The organism is Cutibacterium modestum (genome assembly GCF_008326345.1).
Taxonomy (GTDB): Bacteria; Actinomycetota; Actinomycetes; order Propionibacteriales; family Propionibacteriaceae; genus Cutibacterium; species Cutibacterium modestum.
Genome location: NZ_BJEN01000002.1, coordinates 35887 through 51893 on the forward strand (window position 1 = coordinate 35887; position 16007 = coordinate 51893).

13 protein-coding genes are annotated in these 16007 nt (G+C 60.4%); 3 read left to right on the forward strand and 10 right to left on the reverse strand.

The window, feature by feature from the left end:
• Positions 1–286: 286 nt before the first annotated feature.
• Together glpK and F1563_RS04735 are read right to left on the reverse strand one after the other, a co-directional pair.
• The gene (glpK, locus tag F1563_RS04730; protein ID WP_002528349.1) at positions 287–1834 is read right to left on the reverse strand and encodes a glycerol kinase GlpK; all 1548 of its coding nucleotides are present in this window, start codon (positions 1832–1834) and stop codon (positions 287–289) included.
• Between the two features lie 60 nt (positions 1835–1894).
• Positions 1895–2647: an MIP/aquaporin family protein gene (locus F1563_RS04735; RefSeq protein WP_002528350.1), complete on the reverse strand. Its 753-nt coding sequence runs from the start codon at positions 2645–2647 to the stop codon at positions 1895–1897.
• A 186-nt stretch (positions 2648–2833) separates the two neighbouring features.
• Between F1563_RS04735 and F1563_RS04740 the strand changes: the two genes are divergently transcribed.
• Complete coding sequence (locus tag F1563_RS04740) at positions 2834–3781, forward strand: sugar-binding transcriptional regulator (RefSeq protein WP_002528351.1); 948 nt, start codon at positions 2834–2836, stop codon at positions 3779–3781.
• Between the two features lie 68 nt (positions 3782–3849).
• Here F1563_RS04740 and F1563_RS04745 read toward each other — a convergent pair whose 3' ends face one another.
• Positions 3850–5265 carry a S1C family serine protease gene (locus F1563_RS04745; RefSeq protein WP_007434265.1) on the reverse strand — a complete coding sequence of 472 codons (1416 nt, stop codon included), beginning with the start codon at positions 5263–5265 and terminating at the stop codon, positions 3850–3852.
• Here F1563_RS04745 and F1563_RS04750 point away from each other — a divergent pair.
• Both F1563_RS04750 and trxB read left to right on the forward strand, forming a co-directional pair.
• The gene (locus tag F1563_RS04750; protein WP_227432007.1) at positions 5209–5760 is read left to right on the forward strand and encodes a substrate-binding domain-containing protein; all 552 of its coding nucleotides are present in this window, start codon (positions 5209–5211) and stop codon (positions 5758–5760) included. The genes F1563_RS04745 and F1563_RS04750 overlap by 57 nt on opposite strands.
• A 77-nt stretch (positions 5761–5837) precedes the next feature.
• A complete protein-coding gene (gene trxB / locus F1563_RS04755) occupies positions 5838–6890 on the forward strand; it encodes a thioredoxin-disulfide reductase (RefSeq protein WP_002528355.1) in 1053 nt (350 codons plus the stop codon).
• Between the two features lie 469 nt (positions 6891–7359).
• On the opposite strand, the gene F1563_RS04760 is transcribed toward trxB, so the two are convergent.
• From F1563_RS04760 to F1563_RS04795, 7 genes are all read right to left on the reverse strand, one after another.
• Positions 7360–8205, reverse strand: a complete 846-nt coding sequence (locus F1563_RS04760) for a pseudouridine synthase (protein WP_002546583.1) — start codon at positions 8203–8205, stop codon at positions 7360–7362.
• 684 nt (positions 8206–8889) lie between these two features.
• Positions 8890–9327 (reverse strand): OsmC family protein, encoded by a 438-nt coding sequence (locus tag F1563_RS04770; protein ID WP_002546582.1) that lies wholly within the window; start codon positions 9325–9327, stop codon positions 8890–8892.
• A 9-nt stretch (positions 9328–9336) separates the two neighbouring features.
• A complete protein-coding gene (gene trxA / locus F1563_RS04775; protein ID WP_002528361.1) occupies positions 9337–9663 on the reverse strand; it encodes a thioredoxin in 327 nt (108 codons plus the stop codon).
• Between the two features lie 266 nt (positions 9664–9929).
• Positions 9930–10988: an NAD(P)H-dependent glycerol-3-phosphate dehydrogenase gene (locus F1563_RS04780; RefSeq protein WP_002546581.1), complete on the reverse strand. Its 1059-nt coding sequence runs from the start codon at positions 10986–10988 to the stop codon at positions 9930–9932.
• Between the two features lie 132 nt (positions 10989–11120).
• Positions 11121–12095, reverse strand: coding sequence for a sugar-binding transcriptional regulator (locus tag F1563_RS04785; RefSeq protein WP_002546580.1), 975 nt, complete (start codon positions 12093–12095; stop codon positions 11121–11123).
• Between the two features lie 19 nt (positions 12096–12114).
• Positions 12115–14172 carry a transketolase gene (tkt, locus tag F1563_RS04790; protein WP_002528365.1) on the reverse strand — a complete coding sequence of 686 codons (2058 nt, stop codon included), beginning with the start codon at positions 14170–14172 and terminating at the stop codon, positions 12115–12117.
• A 135-nt stretch (positions 14173–14307) separates the two neighbouring features.
• Positions 14308–16005 (reverse strand): ribulokinase, encoded by a 1698-nt coding sequence (locus tag F1563_RS04795; RefSeq protein ID WP_002546579.1) that lies wholly within the window; start codon positions 16003–16005, stop codon positions 14308–14310.
• Positions 16006–16007 lie beyond the last annotated feature (2 nt).

A 16007-nucleotide genomic window follows, 5' to 3' on the forward strand; every position in this document is an offset into this window, starting at 1 on the left:
CTAGCAGCAACGACGCCGCCCCGTGCAAAAATTCCCGCCTCACGAACACTCCTAGCTCAGGATTTCCCGACCTCTACCCGAGCTGGCATTTTTCGTCACGAGTAACTGCTCGGCTCGCAACACGATGGGGCCCGACTCAACGGGCCAGTGACGCAATGGACCTGACGCAACCGAATGCAGTCAGGCAACCTCGCGTGTCCTGCACCGGCAGGGGCCTGAACACAGTGGTGCCCCGCACTCAAAGGCACGGGGCACCACCTATCAACGATCCACCAGGATGGGCGCATCACTCCCTGACGTCGTCGTCCACCCAGTCAAAAGTCTTGGTGACGGCCTTCTTCCAGTTGCGGAACAGACGCTCGCGCTCGTCCTCGTCCATCTTGGGTTCCCAACGCTTGTCCTCGGCCCAGTTATCAATGACATCATTCTCGCCTTGCCAGAAGCCAACCGCGATACCAGCGGCGTAGGCAGCGCCCAGAGCAGTAGTTTCGGCAACCACGGGGCGAACGACCGGCACGTTGACCTGGTCAGCCTGGAACTGCATGAGGGCCTCATTGGCGGTCATGCCACCGTCGACGCGCAGCTCAGTGAGCGGCACACCGGAGTCAGCGTTCATGGCCTCAAGAACCTCGCGGGTCTGGAAGGCGGTTGACTCGAGCACGGCACGAGCAATATGGCCACGGTTGACGTAGCGGGTCAGGCCCACGAGGGCACCACGAGCATCTGGGCGCCAGTACGGGGCGAACAGACCGGAGAAGGCCGGCACGAAGTAAGCGCCACCATTATCCTCGACGGTGTTGGCGAGGGCCTCGATTTCCGGGGCAGTTTCGAACATCTTGAGGTTATCGCGCAGCCACTGGACCAGCGATCCGGCAACGGCGATCGAGCCCTCCAGAGCGTAGACGGTGGGGCGGTCACCGATCTTGTAGCAGACAGTGGTCAGCAGGCCGTTCTCGGAAAAGATGGCCTCCTCGCCGGTGTTCATAAGCATGAAGCAGCCGGTGCCGTACGTGTTCTTCGCCATGCCCTTCTGGAAGCAGGCCTGGCCGAAGGTGGCGGCCTGCTGGTCGCCGAGGATGCCAGCAATCGGGGTATCGATCAGCAGGCCGTTCTTACGACCGTAGCCGTAGATTTCGGAGGAGGACTTGATCTCAGGGAGCATGGACTTCGGAATTCCCATGACCTCGCACATCGAGTCATCCCACTGCAGCTTCCGGACGTCCATGAGCATGGTGCGGGAGGCGTTGGTCGGATCGGTGATGTGCATGCCGCCAGCAGTACCGCCAGTCAGGTTCCACAGCACCCAGGTGTCCATGTTGCCGAAGAGTAGATCGCCAGCCTCGGCCTTCTTGCGGGCTCCCTCGACGTTGTCGAGAATCCACTTGACCTTCGGGCCGGAGAAGTACGTTGACAGGCCGAGACCACAGATCTCCTTGTAGCGGTCGGCACCTTTGTCACCGGCCAGCTCGTTACAGATCTTCTGGGTACGGGTGTCTTGCCACACGATGGCGTTGTACACCGGCTCACCGGTGTTCTTGTCCCAGACCACTGCGGTCTCACGTTGGTTGGTGATACCAACGGCCGCCAGTTGGTGGCGGTTGATGTTGGCCTTGGTCAGAGCGAGCCCGACAACGTCGCGAACGGCCTCCCAGATCTCAATCGGGTCGTGCTCAACCCATCCGGCACGCGGGAAGACCTGCTCAAACTCCTGCTGACCCACGGCCACGATCTGGCCGGCGTGGTTGAAGATGATGGCACGGGCGGAAGTGGTGCCCTCGTCAATGGCGAGTACAAACTTCTCATCGCTCATGTTGGTTGCCTTTCTTGTCTGCATTGACGTGTCTGAAAGATTACGGCTGATGCGCAATCAGTGTGTCACCAGAGATACCCCCACTCACCAGAACGCAATGTAGGTGAGAGCGGCCAGGACGCCCCCGACCAGCGGGCCCACGACCGGGACCCAGGCATACCCCCAATCGCTGCCACCCTTGCCCTTAATAGGTAGAACGGCGTGGGCGATGCGGGGAGCGAGGTCACGGGCCGGGTTGATGGCGTATCCGGTGGGGCCGCCGAGGGAGGCGCCGATGGAGACAATGAGCAGGCCGACGGCCAGCGGGCCGATCGTCACACGCTGGGTGAAGCCAGAGATGATGACCCACAGCATGAGGACCCAGGTACCGATGGCCTCAGTGACGGTGTTCCATAGCGGGTTGCGTATCTCCGGGCCGGTGGCAAAGGTGCCGAGCTTGAGGGCGGGGTCGCAATCCTTGTCATAATGCTGCTTGTAGGCCAGCCAGCACAGCACAGCACCGACGAAAGCTCCGGCGAACTGAGCGAGGATGTAAATGGTGATGTTGCTAGCGGTGGCCGGAATGCCGGGGGCCAGATCCTTGCCGGCGACCGCCAGACCGACGGTCACAGCAGGGTTCAGGTGTCCACCGGTCTTGTAGGCCGCGTAAACACCGAACATCACGCCAAAGCCCCATCCCCAGTTGATCTGAAGGGTACCGGGAGCGTTGGCGTGGCCCTTGCTCTTGGGAAGGAGGTTGTTGGCGACGACGCCACAACCCAGGAGAATGAGGATCAAGGTGCCCAAAAACTCCGACCCGAAGATCGTTGCGGCGGGCACCGCAGTTTCGAGAAGCATGAGGACTCCTTCGTCGTGGTGTCATCCGTTGACACCGGTTTACTCGCCGGTGGCGGCCGATCCCGTAGAATTTGGGAAACGGGGACCGTCGTCCCGCCCCTGTGGGGGCTGGACATGACTCAATCAAACATCAACGGCCCCACGGAATCGCGATTCTGCACTTATGTGCATGGCAAGGGGGGAGGCATGAACGAATTGTCCAATGACGTCTGGACAGCTGCGTCCATGTATTACATGCAGGGCGAGACAATGGATGCCATCGCCAGCCATCTCGGTACATCTCGCTCAACCGTGTCTCGACTTCTCAAGCAGGCACGTCAATCCGGGGTTGTGCGCATCACCTTGTCGGAGCCGACAGGGTTACGAAGCGGGCTGGACTCCACCCTAACGAGGATGTTCGGGGTAAACACCACGGTTGTGCCTGTGAAGTCAGGGACCACCGAAATTCACCGCCTCGATCAGGTTGCCAGGATCGCAGGACAAATGGTGACGGATATGGTCGAGGACAATTCCGCCGTCGGTATCGCCTGGGGCACGACTCTTGACGCCGTCACCCACTATGTGGTGCCTAAGGATGTCAAAGGGGTCAGCGTCATCCAGATGAATGGGTCGGCAAATCCCACTAGTTCGGGAATCCCCTATGTCGGATCGATCCTGTCAAGGATGGCTGCCGCATTTGGTGGTGAGGTTATTCATTTCCCGGTCCCAACCTTCTTCGACAGCGCATCGACAAAGGCCACAATGTGGCAGGAGCGTTCCGTCCAGGCCGTCCTCAAGGCACATCGAGAACTTGATCTTGCTGTTTTCAGCGTCGGAGCTCTTGACAGCCCAGTCCCCTCCCATGTCTATTCGGCGGGTTACATCACCGATGAAGAAAAGGCGAATCTGGTACATTCCGGAGTCGTCGGTGACGTCAACACTGTCTTCCTTAAGGCAGACGGTGCCTACGACGTCGAGTTCAATAAGAGGGCAACTGGATTAGCTCCCTTCCAATTGCAGCGCATACCGCGTCGGCTCTGCGTCGTCGCGGGACGGGCTAAAGCCGTCGGGCTGCTAGCTGCCCTCCGAGCCAGAGTCGCGACGGACCTCGTCGTTGATGACGCTACCGCCCGAGCTGTCCTCGACCTCATGTGAAAACGCGGCTAGGAATTCAGTACTAAACTCCCGCAGCGCATCGGCCGCAGGAGGTATCGCTGCCGAGTTCAAGACTTCGCCGTACCCATAGTGACGTCAACCGTCGCCTCCTGGGAACCACGTATATAGCTAATCGTCGCTTTCTGCCCAGCTTTAAACGATCGAATAAGACCCACCAAAGACTCCCCCGAAGGGACCTCAGTGTCGTCAATCTTAGTGATGACGTCACCTCGACGCAGGCCGGCCCTGTCAGCGGCCGAGCTCGGCGTGACCGCCGCGATCCCAGCGCCCTGAATGTTGACGCCGGCCTTACCTGTAGCCGCGTCACGAACCGAGATGCCTAGGAAGGCATGAGTGGCCTTGCCGGTCTGGATGATCTGGTCAGCAATCGATTTGGCCAAGTTCGATGGGATGGCGAACCCGATGCCAATGTTGCCCGACTGAGAGCGACCCGCCGACGGCAGACTAGCGATCGAGGAGTTGATCCCGACGAGCTCGCCATTGGCATTAACCAGCGCGCCCCCGGAATTGCCTGGGTTAATCGCAGCGCTGGTCTGAATAGCATTGGTGACAACGACTCCCGATGAGGAGTCATATGACCCCAACAGGCCATCCGAGTCATCGCGGTTCATGGTCGTGACCGGGCGATTGAGGGCGCTAATGATGCCGGTCGTCACCGACCCAGATAGACCTAGTGGGTTGCCCACGGCCATGACCGGGGCCCCGACGGCCAACTTGCTAGAGTCAGCGAACTCAATCGGCTTCATGGACTCGGGTGGATTCGTCACCCGGATGACAGCCAGGTCAGTTGATGGGTCAGTGCCAACCACCTTGGCGTCATAGGTTTTGTTACCCATAGATACCGTCAGTCGGCCGCCAGAGGTGGCGTCAGAGACGACGTGGTTGTTGGTAACGATGTTGCCGTTGGAATCGACCACGACGCCAGACCCCTCGTCACCTCCGTCACCGGTCGTCACGGTGATGGAGACCACGGAGTTCGAGATGGCGGAAGCGGTGGCCGTCCACTCCGGGGCAGAGGACGAGCCCTGAACGACCTTGGTGACGGTGCTCGGAACGGCAGACCTCGAAGCAACCACAGGAGTGTCATTTTTTGTCAGGGAACGATCAACTAGGCCTCCTGAGACCCCGCCCACGGCCGCGGCTAGCAACGCAGCGAGAACAATAGTCCCACCACGGAAGCCCCTGCGGTCCGATCGAGACGAGGGCTGGGGTGAGTCGGCATTTTTGTTACCAAGGTTCGGGTCCGCGGCGGTGAGCTGTTCAGATGATTCCCACGGCTGTCGTTGGGAAGACGCTGAATCTTCCGATTTCAACCAGGAATCGTGACTGCGCGACCAATAAGAATCCTGTGCCCAGTTCTGGCGGGCATCCTCAGGGCGCGAGGAGTATCCGCCCTCAGTGCTGGAATGCCGGAAGGAACTGGGGTCACGAGGCTCTCGGGGACCATTTGTCGACTCACTCATGGTTTCCAGTGTCCACGATGCCGTCAAACATTTGCCGGATCGCACAGGGAGATTTGCTGTCGGCGGAGGGGAACGACGCCGTGGTGGCACGCAGCTAGCCGATCTATCCGACCGTGGTCAGGTGGCTGGCAGGAGGAAGGTTGGTCAGGGGTCCGAATTCCGCGCCAATACTTCGACTTCACGGACAAGCCCGACGCCGTCTTATGTTTCAACGGCACCATGGCCATCGGCGCCCTCCGCGCTTGTCACGAAGCTGGGGTGAGGGGCCCCCAGGACATAGCGATCACAGGCTTTGACAACACCAAGGAAGGGGCCTACTCGACCCCGACCATAACCATTATCGCCCCGGACCTTGACACCCTTGTCGAAGACACCCTGAAGATCTTCACCCCACACATCGGACAATCGGGACTGGAACAACCGGGAACCGGCACCCTCGTACCGTGGCACCTCGTCATCAGGGAAAGCACCGGAGGTCCCAGCACCCAGTGCTAAATCCTTACGGGAATGTCATGACAGCTTCGTGCGCTAGATAGGTTGATCCCTGAACCAGACACCGACCAGGAGACGCCATGACCACCCAGCCCCTTGCGCCCAGCACCATCTTCGGCAACATTTCGCTGTCCGATTCCTCGGAAACCGACATCACCCAGCCCTTCCCCGAGACCATCGGTGCCGACACTCGGGATGATGACAAGCCGCGAGACGTCATCATCATCGGGTCTGGGCCAGCCGGATATACCGCCGCTGTCTATACCGCCCGCGCCGGGCTGAAGCCGCTGGTATTCGAGGGCTCAGTAGATGCCGGCGGCGCCCTCATGCAGACCACCGAGGTCGAAAATTACCCAGGCTTCTCCGAGGGGATCATGGGCCCGGACCTCATGGCGCAAATGCGCGCCCAAGCGGAAAGGTTCGGTGCCGAGCTGATCGCCGATGACGTCGCCAGGGTCAACCTGACCGGAAAGATCAAGAAGGTAACCGACACTGACGGTCAGACCCATCAGGCCCGTGTCGTCATCCTCGCCATGGGTTCGGCTTACCGCAAGCTCGGCCTTGAGGACGAGGCCCGGCTGTCGGGACGAGGCGTGTCATGGTGCGCCACCTGTGACGGATTCTTCTTCACCGGAAAAGACATCGCCGTCGTCGGAGGAGGGGACTCTGCTGTGGAGGAGGCCACCTTCCTCACCCGCTTCGCCAATTCGGTCACTCTCGTACATCGCCGCAACCAGTTGCGTGCTTCACAGATCATGGCCGACCGTGCGACTGCCGATCCCAAGATCACCTTCGCATGGGATAGCGAGATCGTCGCCATGCAAGGTGACTCGAAACTCGAGTCGGTGACTTTACGCGACACCAAGACCGGCGAGGAGCGCCAGCTCGAAGTCGCCGGAGTCTTCGAGGCCATTGGCCACGATCCGCGTTCCGAACTGGTTCGTGGCCAAGTCGATCTAGACGAGGCTGGCTACGTCGTGTGCGCCGAGCCGTCCACCCGCACCAACCTGCCGGGGGTTTTTGCCTGCGGCGACTTGGTCGACTCCCATTACCAGCAGGCCGTCACCGCAGCCGGGTCCGGGTGCCGTGCTGCCCTGGATGCCGAGAGGTTCCTGGCTGAGCTCGGTCACTGAGGTACTCGACATTCACCGCATCACCCGCACACGAAATGGTGCAGCGAAATGCTGCTTGAGGCCCATGGATGCGATCACAGTGTCGGTACGCAGCATGCGGTGCAGATTTCTCCCCGCTGCCTGACCCCTCAGGCTTTTTCATCAGTCTGCGCCGGGGACGGGCAATACTGAACAATGCCTTCATGTGACGATTTTTGTCAGCCCCGGAAGGTTCCGAGCACCACAATGGCCCCACTCCCGTCGTACCGGTAAAAATCACCGCGAGGTGATAGTTCGCCCAGGCCAAGCGGGGGCAGTTTACCCAAACCAGGCGGGACCAGAACGAGTACGACCCGGGAAGAATCAGGGGAAGCACATGGGCGATAAGAAGCACACAACTGCGAAAGCAGCCCTCAAAAGGGCTGAAGCACAACCAGAGCCCCCTCATCTGGACTGACCGTTTGTCACCCCATCGGCCCCAGTCTTGCCCTCACACCCAGGAAGCCAACTCTAATCTTGAGGTGAAAGCTCTCGGGTCGCCAGAGACGGGGTCGGTGAATCCCATCTGCCACGCCTGCAACTGCAGCGGATGGGTGAAGTCGTCAATCTGGGTGCCGAGAACTATCGGGTAAAACGGGTCATTCACGATTGGAGCGCCCAAACGTTGCATATGGAGGCGAATTTGGTGGGTGCGGCCAGTTCGGGGGCTTGCCTCATACAGCCCTAACCCACCATGCTCACTGACCAATACGATATCGGTGACAGCATTCGGCTCCCCGGGAACCTCACGGGCTTGCAAAATCCCCCTCTCCTTAACAATCCGAGACCTCACCTGCCAGCCGTTGTTCGTCACGACAGCCCCCTCTCCAGCTGGATCGTGCACCGCTGGTGCCACGAGCCGATACTTTTTGACGACCTCACGACGCTCGAATAGCTCTTGGTATGGTCGACGCCACTGTCGCTCCCGGGTCAGCAGCAGCACCCCAGCGGTCACACGATCGAGGCGATGGGCCATCGTCAGTTCTGGCAAACCCAACTGGGTGCGCAGTCGAACGACAACCGACTCGAGGACATGGCGTCCCCGCGGGATCGAGGACAGGAAGTGTGGCTTGTCGACCACGAGGATGCGTTCATCGGAATAGAGGATGCCGATCCCGGCCGGGACGGGAGTCTCAGTGGGCAGATCGCGGTGGAAGAAGACGAAGGTCTGCGGGGTGAAAGGGGAATCCTGCCGGAAAGCACGCCCCGCATCATCAACGAACCTTCCCTCATCGAGCATCTCGTCGACGCGCGGCCCACCCACCCTCAGGAGCTTCTCAACCAGGTAAGCGCGCATCGTCGGCCATGGCCAACCATCGACTCCGCGCTCCTTCGCCAACCGACGGCACTGCCCATGATCGGGGGTGTGAACCCACGCCGATTCCAGACCGTGACGTTGTGGTAAGGGAGACCGGGGCACCACGCCAGCCTACGGTCAGCCACGCTCCCCTCCCCGCCTTTCCCATCCGGTGAACAAAAATCCCGGCTCACGGAGCGCCAGGTCACAGCGGTGCCTGAGCTCCTGCTGGAACGGGATTTTTGGACTTTTACCGTGTCCGAGCCACCCCAAATGTCGACCACGGCAGGATCATGTTCTACAAAGCCTAGTGTTACTAGGCTTTTGCGAAGAACGGTCCAACCTGTGCCTCCGAAGGAGCGAACTCATGTCAACAACCCCGCGAGAGGCCGCTCAGCCCCGGTACAAGCAGTACGCCGGCACTGGTCACTTCGGTGCAGTGATGCTCATTGGACAGTTGGGGTGAGCGAGGGTCAGGGTTGCCTGCAACAAGCTACTGGCAGCACTTGCCACTGAAGTCAAGGCCGAAGACAAAATCATCGCCTAGTTGCGAGATCTCATCTCTTAATGACGTAAAACGGCCGGGCCCGGGATTTTTCATCACCGGGTCCGGCCACCGTGGAAGACCTCTGTTGAACGTGCTCCACGTGAAGGCACGGTGCGAGAATGCCCCGTCAAGAAACCTCAGTCCAGTGGCTCACCGGCGATGCTGAAAGCCACCGGGGTCTCGGCCTCAACGGTCCGTGAGACGGTGCAATTTTTGTCGCGCGACATTGTGACGACCCGGTTCACTAGCCCGGCGGCCTCGCGACCCTCCTCAGTGTCTGGGAAACTCAACTGGAAATCGACGGCAACGTCGCCCAGGGATGCCCGCCCCTCCTCGTCGCTGCGTTTGGTACCCGACACGGAGACGGTGAACTGGGTGGGCTCGCCGCGACGGCTTGTCACGGTGTCGACATCAATGGACGAGCACCCACCGATAGCCGCCAGCAGCAGCTCCACGGGGGTGAACTCCGCGTCCTGCCCTGACCCAAACCGAATCTGCCCGCCACGCGCATTGGTGGCGGTGTAGTGGCCCTCACTACGACGGACCAGAGAAATCTTCTTCGTGGCAGACGGCATGATCCCTCCTCAGGCGACAAATTCTTCGATAACTTTGACCAGCGCCTTCTTTGTCTTGCCGCCCTGCAGCGACTTGACGAGCTGGCCACCTTGCCAAACCTGGATGGTGGGCAGGGACATGATCTCCTGCTCCGCGGCGATCCGAGTGTTGGCGTTGGTGTCGACCTTAGCAAAAACCATCCGATCGCCATAAGCCCCGGAAAGCTCCTCGACAATCGGGGAGAGCTGCTTGCACGGGGCGCACCAGTCAGCCCAGTAGTCAACGAGGACCGGCTTGGAAGCGCCGAGAACCTCGGATGCGAAGGTCGCGTCGGTGACCTCGATGACGTTGTTCATGACAGCCTTTCTAAGACGACTAGACGAGTCTAAATCGTGGCAGCTTGAAGGGCACCTCAAGTTCACGATGACCGAGCGGATTCTCGGGCTGCCGCATGAAAACCCTGAACCGCAGCCACCACCTGGTGCGAAAAATCCCGACACAAGGCGGCATCGGGCAGCACAGTGCCCAAACCTCACCTAGGCCGGTATTTTTCGCACCCACCTCGCTGGGGAGATCTGAGTTACTATCGCCTCGGCAGAAACGTACCCCTAGCGGACCAACGTCACTTTTCTCCGCCGAAGAACTTCTCCCAGGGCAGCTCGAGGGGAGCATCGTGGGAGACGATGTCATAGAGGGCCCGCACCAACGGGTAGTCGGTCTCAGCGATAACCCCGCGCTCCGTTAACTTTCCGATCGCCTCGCCAACTACGCCAACGGCGGCGACCCCTTCCAGGGTGATGCCTTTCATCTTGACATTGCGGATCTGCGAGAACGGCACCCCAGCACCGACGTAGGTTCCGGCACGCACATTGCGCCCGCCCATCGTGGTAACGAACATATCGCCAACTCCTCCCAGACCAGTCGCTACCTCCGGATCACCGCCCATGAAGGCAACCATCTGTTTGAGCTCGCGGGCACCTTCGCTAAACAGCGCCGCGGTGTAGTCGTACATGGCGTACTTGGCGTTGGCCTGCTCGGCTTTTTCTAGCATGCCGGCGGCAAAGCCGCCACCGAAGGCAAAGATGTTCTTCATGCACGCGCTGACCTCGTGGCCGATGAAATCGGTAGATGTCCAAACGTGGTAGTAGTCGGTGCGGTATGCCGCCGCCAGACGGTTGAGGACTTCCTGCTCCTCGCCGCAGAATACGACGCAGGTGTCGCGATGCACCGCCAGCTCACCGGCGATCGACGGTCCAACAATGGCTGCCCAGTGGACCTTGTCGGCAAGATCCCCCATATGCTTCTTCAACACCTCCGGCAAGATGTGGAGGGTGCCGTCCTCATCGGCCTGCATACCCTTGGTTACACACAGGATGATCTGCCCGGCCTTGGCTAGCCTTGTCAGCTGCTCTCCCGCCCAATCGACCCCGAATGAGTTAACGCCGCTCATGATGACGTCAGCGCCCTCAATGGCCTCGGCAGCATCAACAAAATGATAGGCCTTGACGCGCTCGTCGACTTTGAGTTCAAGGACCGGGTGTTCCCGGGTGACCTGAATGGAATCGATGATCTCGTCATCAAGTTGGGTGCCAATGAGGCGGACTTCGTTACCGTTCTCGATGGCGGGGAAGGTCAATGCGGTGGCCATGACACCTGCACCGAGCACTGCAATCCTGAGCATCTTCGTACCTCCGAAGCTGGGTTGTGGCCTGACTGTGGACCCGACACAATTCACGCTAACGTTGGGCGACACGCGATTCCCACTTTCGTCAAAACCCTGCACTTCCGTGCATTACGGCCCCGACCCTCTCCTTCACCGAAGGGCGCGCTCCGCGACACTGGCGTCAACAACCAGGTCGGTACACAAACCACCGCGCAGGGCTGCCCCCAACGCCTCAGCTTTCTCGGCCCCAGATGCGATGACCAGCACCCTCCGAGCCCGCGGGCGGCTGTGACCCTTGCCGTCCCTGACTTTCACGCAATCCAGATCTACTGAGATCGTGCGAGAATCCAATTCTTCATCGACAACATGGCCATGAACGTCAACATAGTGGCTCATGATGTCTGCACTAGCCCCTTTGCTGCGCAGTTGCTCAATACCGTCGGTCGTCACATAGCCAGCCGTTACCAGAATCGAGTCAGCGCTCACCGCTCCGGGCGAATACACTACGAGATCCGCCTCCCGAGCAGCCTCCAGAGGGCGCGAAACAGACATGTCCTGACGCAGCATGTCCCCGAGATCCGCTGATTCCACAACCGTCGGGGCCTGCAAGGTGAGGGACCGACCTGGGCCGAGTTCAGCCATCCTCACAACGGAACGTCCCACCAGATCATTCCTGGTGACGGCAACCCCGCCATTGGTCTGGGCGACGACAACGTCAGGGTTCCAACCCGACCCCAAGTGTTGGGCCACATGGGCGGTCGTTCGTCCCCAACTCACTGCGACCACCCTTGGTCGTGGCCGCCACTCGGATAACCGCTGCGCTGCCATCCGAGTGACGAACTCCATAGTCAGTTCGTCACTAGCCTGGATGGGCACGACGGCGGCTGATTGCAACCCGAAAGTGTCAACCAACTCGGTTTCGAGCCGGTGATACCGGGCGAGGGGATGATCAATGGTGATTTTGACCATCCCCGTGCGACGAGCCTCCTCGAGGATCCTGCCGACAGTCCAACGGCTCATGGAGAGCCGCTGGGCGATAGCGGCATGGGTTATCTGTTCGAAGTAGTACATCTCCGCGATATGGAGCATCTCCTCGTCTTGGCTTGCCCGGCGTCGGTTCGACATCGCTATGGTCCACTCCGTATCACAGCACGGTATGAGCGACCTCTGCGACGTGGTCTGCGGTGAATCCGAACTTCTCGAACAACAGCGACCCGGCGGCCGAAGCGCCGAAGTGCTCCAGAGACACCGAGGCGCCCTTGCAGCCGACGTACTTCGTCCACCCCAAAGCTATACCGGCCTCAACACTCACCCGGGCAGTCACCGAGCTGGGCAAGACCGACTCGCGGTACTCCTCGTCCTGCTCGTCGAACCACTCCTGGCATGGCATCGAGACGACGCGAGTCGGGACCCCCTCGCCTTCGAGCTTCTTGCGTGCTTCCAAGGCCACCGACAGCTCAGACCCGGTACCGATGAGGATGACCTTGGGATCGGCGCTGGCCTCGGAAACTACGTAAGCACCCTTGGCGACACCCTCGGCAGGTGCGTACTCGCTGCGGTCGATCGTCGGCAGGCCCTGACGCGACAGCACCAGGCCGGCGGGATGGTCGGTATGCTCCAGAATGGTGCGCCATGCCACCGCGGTCTCGTTGGCATCAGCGGGACGCACGATGTCGAGGCCCGGGATGGCTCGGTAAGAGGCCAGGTGCTCGATCGGCTGGTGGGTGGGTCCATCTTCACCGACACCGATGGAGTCGTGGGTCCACACAAAGATCGATGGGACCTTCATCAGAGCCGCAAGACGTACCGACGGACGCATGTAGTCGGAGAAGACAAAGAAGGTTCCGCCGTAACAGCGGGTCAGGCCAGACAGGGTAATGCCGTTGAGGATGCCACCCATGGCGTGCTCGCGAACACCGAAGTGGATGGTACGTCCGTACGGACCACCTGGATCCTTCTCGGAGCAACGATCCTCGGGCAGGAAGGAGTCGGCCCCCTTCATAGTCGTGTTATTTGATCCGGCGAGGTCGGCCGATCCACCCCACAGCTCGGGAAGCTGCGGGCCCAGTGCGCTAAGGACAGCTCCCGACGCTTTGCGGGTGCTCATCTTGCCGGGCTCAAAGGTGGGAATGTCGAGGTCCTCAGGCAATTTGTGGGCAAGCATCCGCTCGAGCAGAGCGGCACCGTTGGGGTTGGCATTGTGCCAGGCGGCAAACTTTTCGTCCCAAGCCTCGCGCAGACCCTTGCTGCGCTCGGTGAAAGCGGCGCGAACCTTCTGCACCATCTCAAGGTCGATGGCGAAGGGCTTGTCCTCAAAACCGAGCTTCTCCTTCAGGGCACTGACCCCCTCGGTGCCAATCTTCGCACCGTGAACCTGAGCCAGACCGGCGAGCACCGGAATCGGCCAACCGATGACGGTGGTGAGACGGATGAAGGACGGCTTGTCGGTGACGGCCTTGGCGTTGTCGATAGCCTCCATCAGAGCCACAACATTCTCTTCGTAGGTAGTGCCGCCATTGGTGAAGTCAACGTGCTGGACATGCCAACCGTAGGCCTCGTAGCGGGCCTCGACGTCCTCCGAGAAGGCGATAGCGGTGTCACCTTCAATGGTGATCCGATTGTCGTCGTAGAACATGATGAGGTTGCCCAGCTCCTGGGTCCCCGCCAAAGACGAAGCCTCCGAGGCAATACCTTCCTGCATGCACCCGTCACCGACAATGGTGTAGATGTAGTGGTCGAAGGGGCTCGTACCGGGAGCAGCGTCAGGGTCGAGTAGACCGCGCTCACGACGAGCTGCCATAGCCATACCGACAGCATTAGCGACACCAGCGCCGAGCGGGCCAGTGGTGGTTTCGACGAACTTCGTCAAGCCGTATTCGGGGTGTCCAGGGGTCAGGGACCCCCATGTACGTAAGGACTCCAGGTCGGATAGCTCGAGCCCTAGCCCGGCCAGGTACAGCTGGGTGTATTGGGTCAGCGAGGAATGTCCTGCCGACATGATGAAGCGATCGCGTCCAAGCCAGTTCGGGTCAGCCGGATCGATGGACATGACCTTGTGGTAAAGCAGGTAGCCCAGCGGGGCTAGGGAAATAGCGGTGCCCGGGTGGCCGTTACCGGTCTTTTCAACGGCATCGGCCGCCAGCACTCGAGCAGTGTCGACAGCGAGCTTGTCGGTGTCGGTCCACGTCAGTTCGGTTGCCACGATATTCCTCTCGTCTTGGCTTATAGGCCTGATCTGTGTGATGTGTTTTCGCTCGTCACGGCGATGGGTGGGGGCAGATCATCACAACAACCTTATTCACACCTCGGTGGCCATGCACTTGTGCCGTTACTGTTGTCACAAGTGTGCACCGCTGCCGCCATTCACCGCACTCGTCGACTCCCGTGCCCGCAAAAGGGCCTGCCGTCGAATCTCCTTGAGGCGGTGCATCACCTGATTACCGCCACGGCCGAAGTAATCGTGGAGTCGAGCGTATTCGGCGTACAAGGTGTCGTATTGCGCGGCCCGCTCCTCATTGACCTGGTAAATCCCCTCTTCCTTCGCCCCCATCGCAGCAGAGGCAGCCTTAACGTCGGGGTACAGGCCGGCGGCGACGGCCGCAAACACCGCGGATCCGTGCGAGCCTGGTTGCTTGACAGTCCCGACGCTCAAAGGAACCCGGCAGATGTCACAGAACAGCTGCATAAAGAAGGTGTTCCTCGTCAGTCCCCCAGCCATCACCAACTCGTTGATCTCAACATTGGACTTCCGGAACGACTCGATGATGGTGCGCGCCCCGAAAGCCGTCGCCTCCAGCAGGGCGCGATACTGGTCCTCGGGGGTAGTGGTAAGAGTCTGACCCAAGATAATTCCCGACAAATTCGCGTCCGCGAGCACCGACCGGTTGCCGTTGTGCCAATCCAGAGCAATGAGGCCGTGAGCACCAACCTCCTGTCCCGCACATTTCTCGGTGAGCAGATCGTGGATGCTGATGCCCCTGCGCTCGGCCTCACCGAAATACGAGCCCGGAACGCAGTTATCGATGAACCACGCAAAGATGTCGCCCACCGCCGTCTGTCCGGCCTCGAATCCCCACGAGCCGTTCACGATCCCCCCGTCAACGACACCAAACATTCCGGGAACCTCTTTGAGCTGAGGCCCGGGGACGACGTAGCAAGCCGAAGTACCCATGATCGCGGTCATCTGACCGTTCTCCACTGCCTGCACGGCCGCCGCGGTAACGTGGGCATCGATGTTGCCGCTGGCCACCGCGATCCCGGCAGGCAATCCCAGACGCTCGGCGAACTCCGGGGTCAGGCCACCGACCCGGGCTCCTAGAGAAAGCACTGGAGCGTTCATCTTCTCGGCGAAAACGTCGGCGAACTCCCGGTTTAGGTTCATCAAGTAGTCGCGGGACGGATACTTCCCGTCCTGGTACATGCGTTTGTACCCCGAATCGCCCGCGGAGAACGTCAGTACCCCGGTCAGCCTCCACGTCAGCCAGTCCAATGCGTTACAGAACACATCAGTGGCCCGGTACACCTGCGGGGCCCGTTCCAAGGTCTCCAATACCTTGGGCATGAGCATCTCAGAAGACAGGATTCCCCCATACCGTGCCAGCCATGGTTCCCGACGCTCCTGGGCCAGCTTGACGATACGGTCAGCTTGGTCCTGGGCGCCGTGGTGTTTCCAAAGCTTGACCCAAGCATGGGGTTCGTTCCGGAATTCGGGAAGTTGGCAGAGTGGGGTGCCATTCCTCGTCGCAGCGACGACGGTGGCAGAAGTGACGTCCAAACCCCGGCCGGGATCGACCCCGGCGTCCTCCACGGCCTTGTGGACGATCACCTCAAGAGTTCCCAAATAATCAGCGGGGTCCTGGAGAGCGAAGTCTGGCGGCAATTTACGGCCGTCGGCAGCACTCAGGGTGCGGTCCATGACCCCGTGGGGGTACTCATGCACGGCAGTCCCCATCTCGGCACCATCGCTGGCCCGCACAATGACAGCGCGTCCGGACAACGTACCGAAATCCAGTCCCATCAAATAGCTGTTGTTCATAG

Coding starts and splice junctions, on each gene's coding strand:
- F1563_RS04760 (WP_002546583.1), bottom strand. CDS start 8,205: ATGCGCGCTTACCTGGTTGAGAAGCTCCTGAGGGTGGGTGGGCCGCGC.
- F1563_RS04745 (WP_007434265.1), bottom strand. CDS start 5,265: ATGAGTGAGTCGACAAATGGTCCCCGAGAGCCTCGTGACCCCAGTTCC.
- F1563_RS04740 (WP_002528351.1), top strand. CDS start 2,834: ATGAACGAATTGTCCAATGACGTCTGGACAGCTGCGTCCATGTATTAC.
- trxA (WP_002528361.1), bottom strand. CDS start 9,663: ATGAACAACGTCATCGAGGTCACCGACGCGACCTTCGCATCCGAGGTT.
- F1563_RS04795 (WP_002546579.1), bottom strand. CDS start 16,005: ATGAACAACAGCTATTTGATGGGACTGGATTTCGGTACGTTGTCCGGA.
- F1563_RS04735 (WP_002528350.1), bottom strand. CDS start 2,647: ATGCTTCTCGAAACTGCGGTGCCCGCCGCAACGATCTTCGGGTCGGAG.
- glpK (WP_002528349.1), bottom strand. CDS start 1,834: ATGCAGACAAGAAAGGCAACCAACATGAGCGATGAGAAGTTTGTACTC.
- F1563_RS04785 (WP_002546580.1), bottom strand. CDS start 12,095: ATGTCGAACCGACGCCGGGCAAGCCAAGACGAGGAGATGCTCCATATC.
- F1563_RS04780 (WP_002546581.1), bottom strand. CDS start 10,988: ATGCTCAGGATTGCAGTGCTCGGTGCAGGTGTCATGGCCACCGCATTG.
- F1563_RS04770 (WP_002546582.1), bottom strand. CDS start 9,327: ATGCCGTCTGCCACGAAGAAGATTTCTCTGGTCCGTCGTAGTGAGGGC.
- trxB (WP_002528355.1), top strand. CDS start 5,838: ATGACCACCCAGCCCCTTGCGCCCAGCACCATCTTCGGCAACATTTCG.
- F1563_RS04750 (WP_227432007.1), top strand. CDS start 5,209: ATGCCGGAAGGAACTGGGGTCACGAGGCTCTCGGGGACCATTTGTCGA.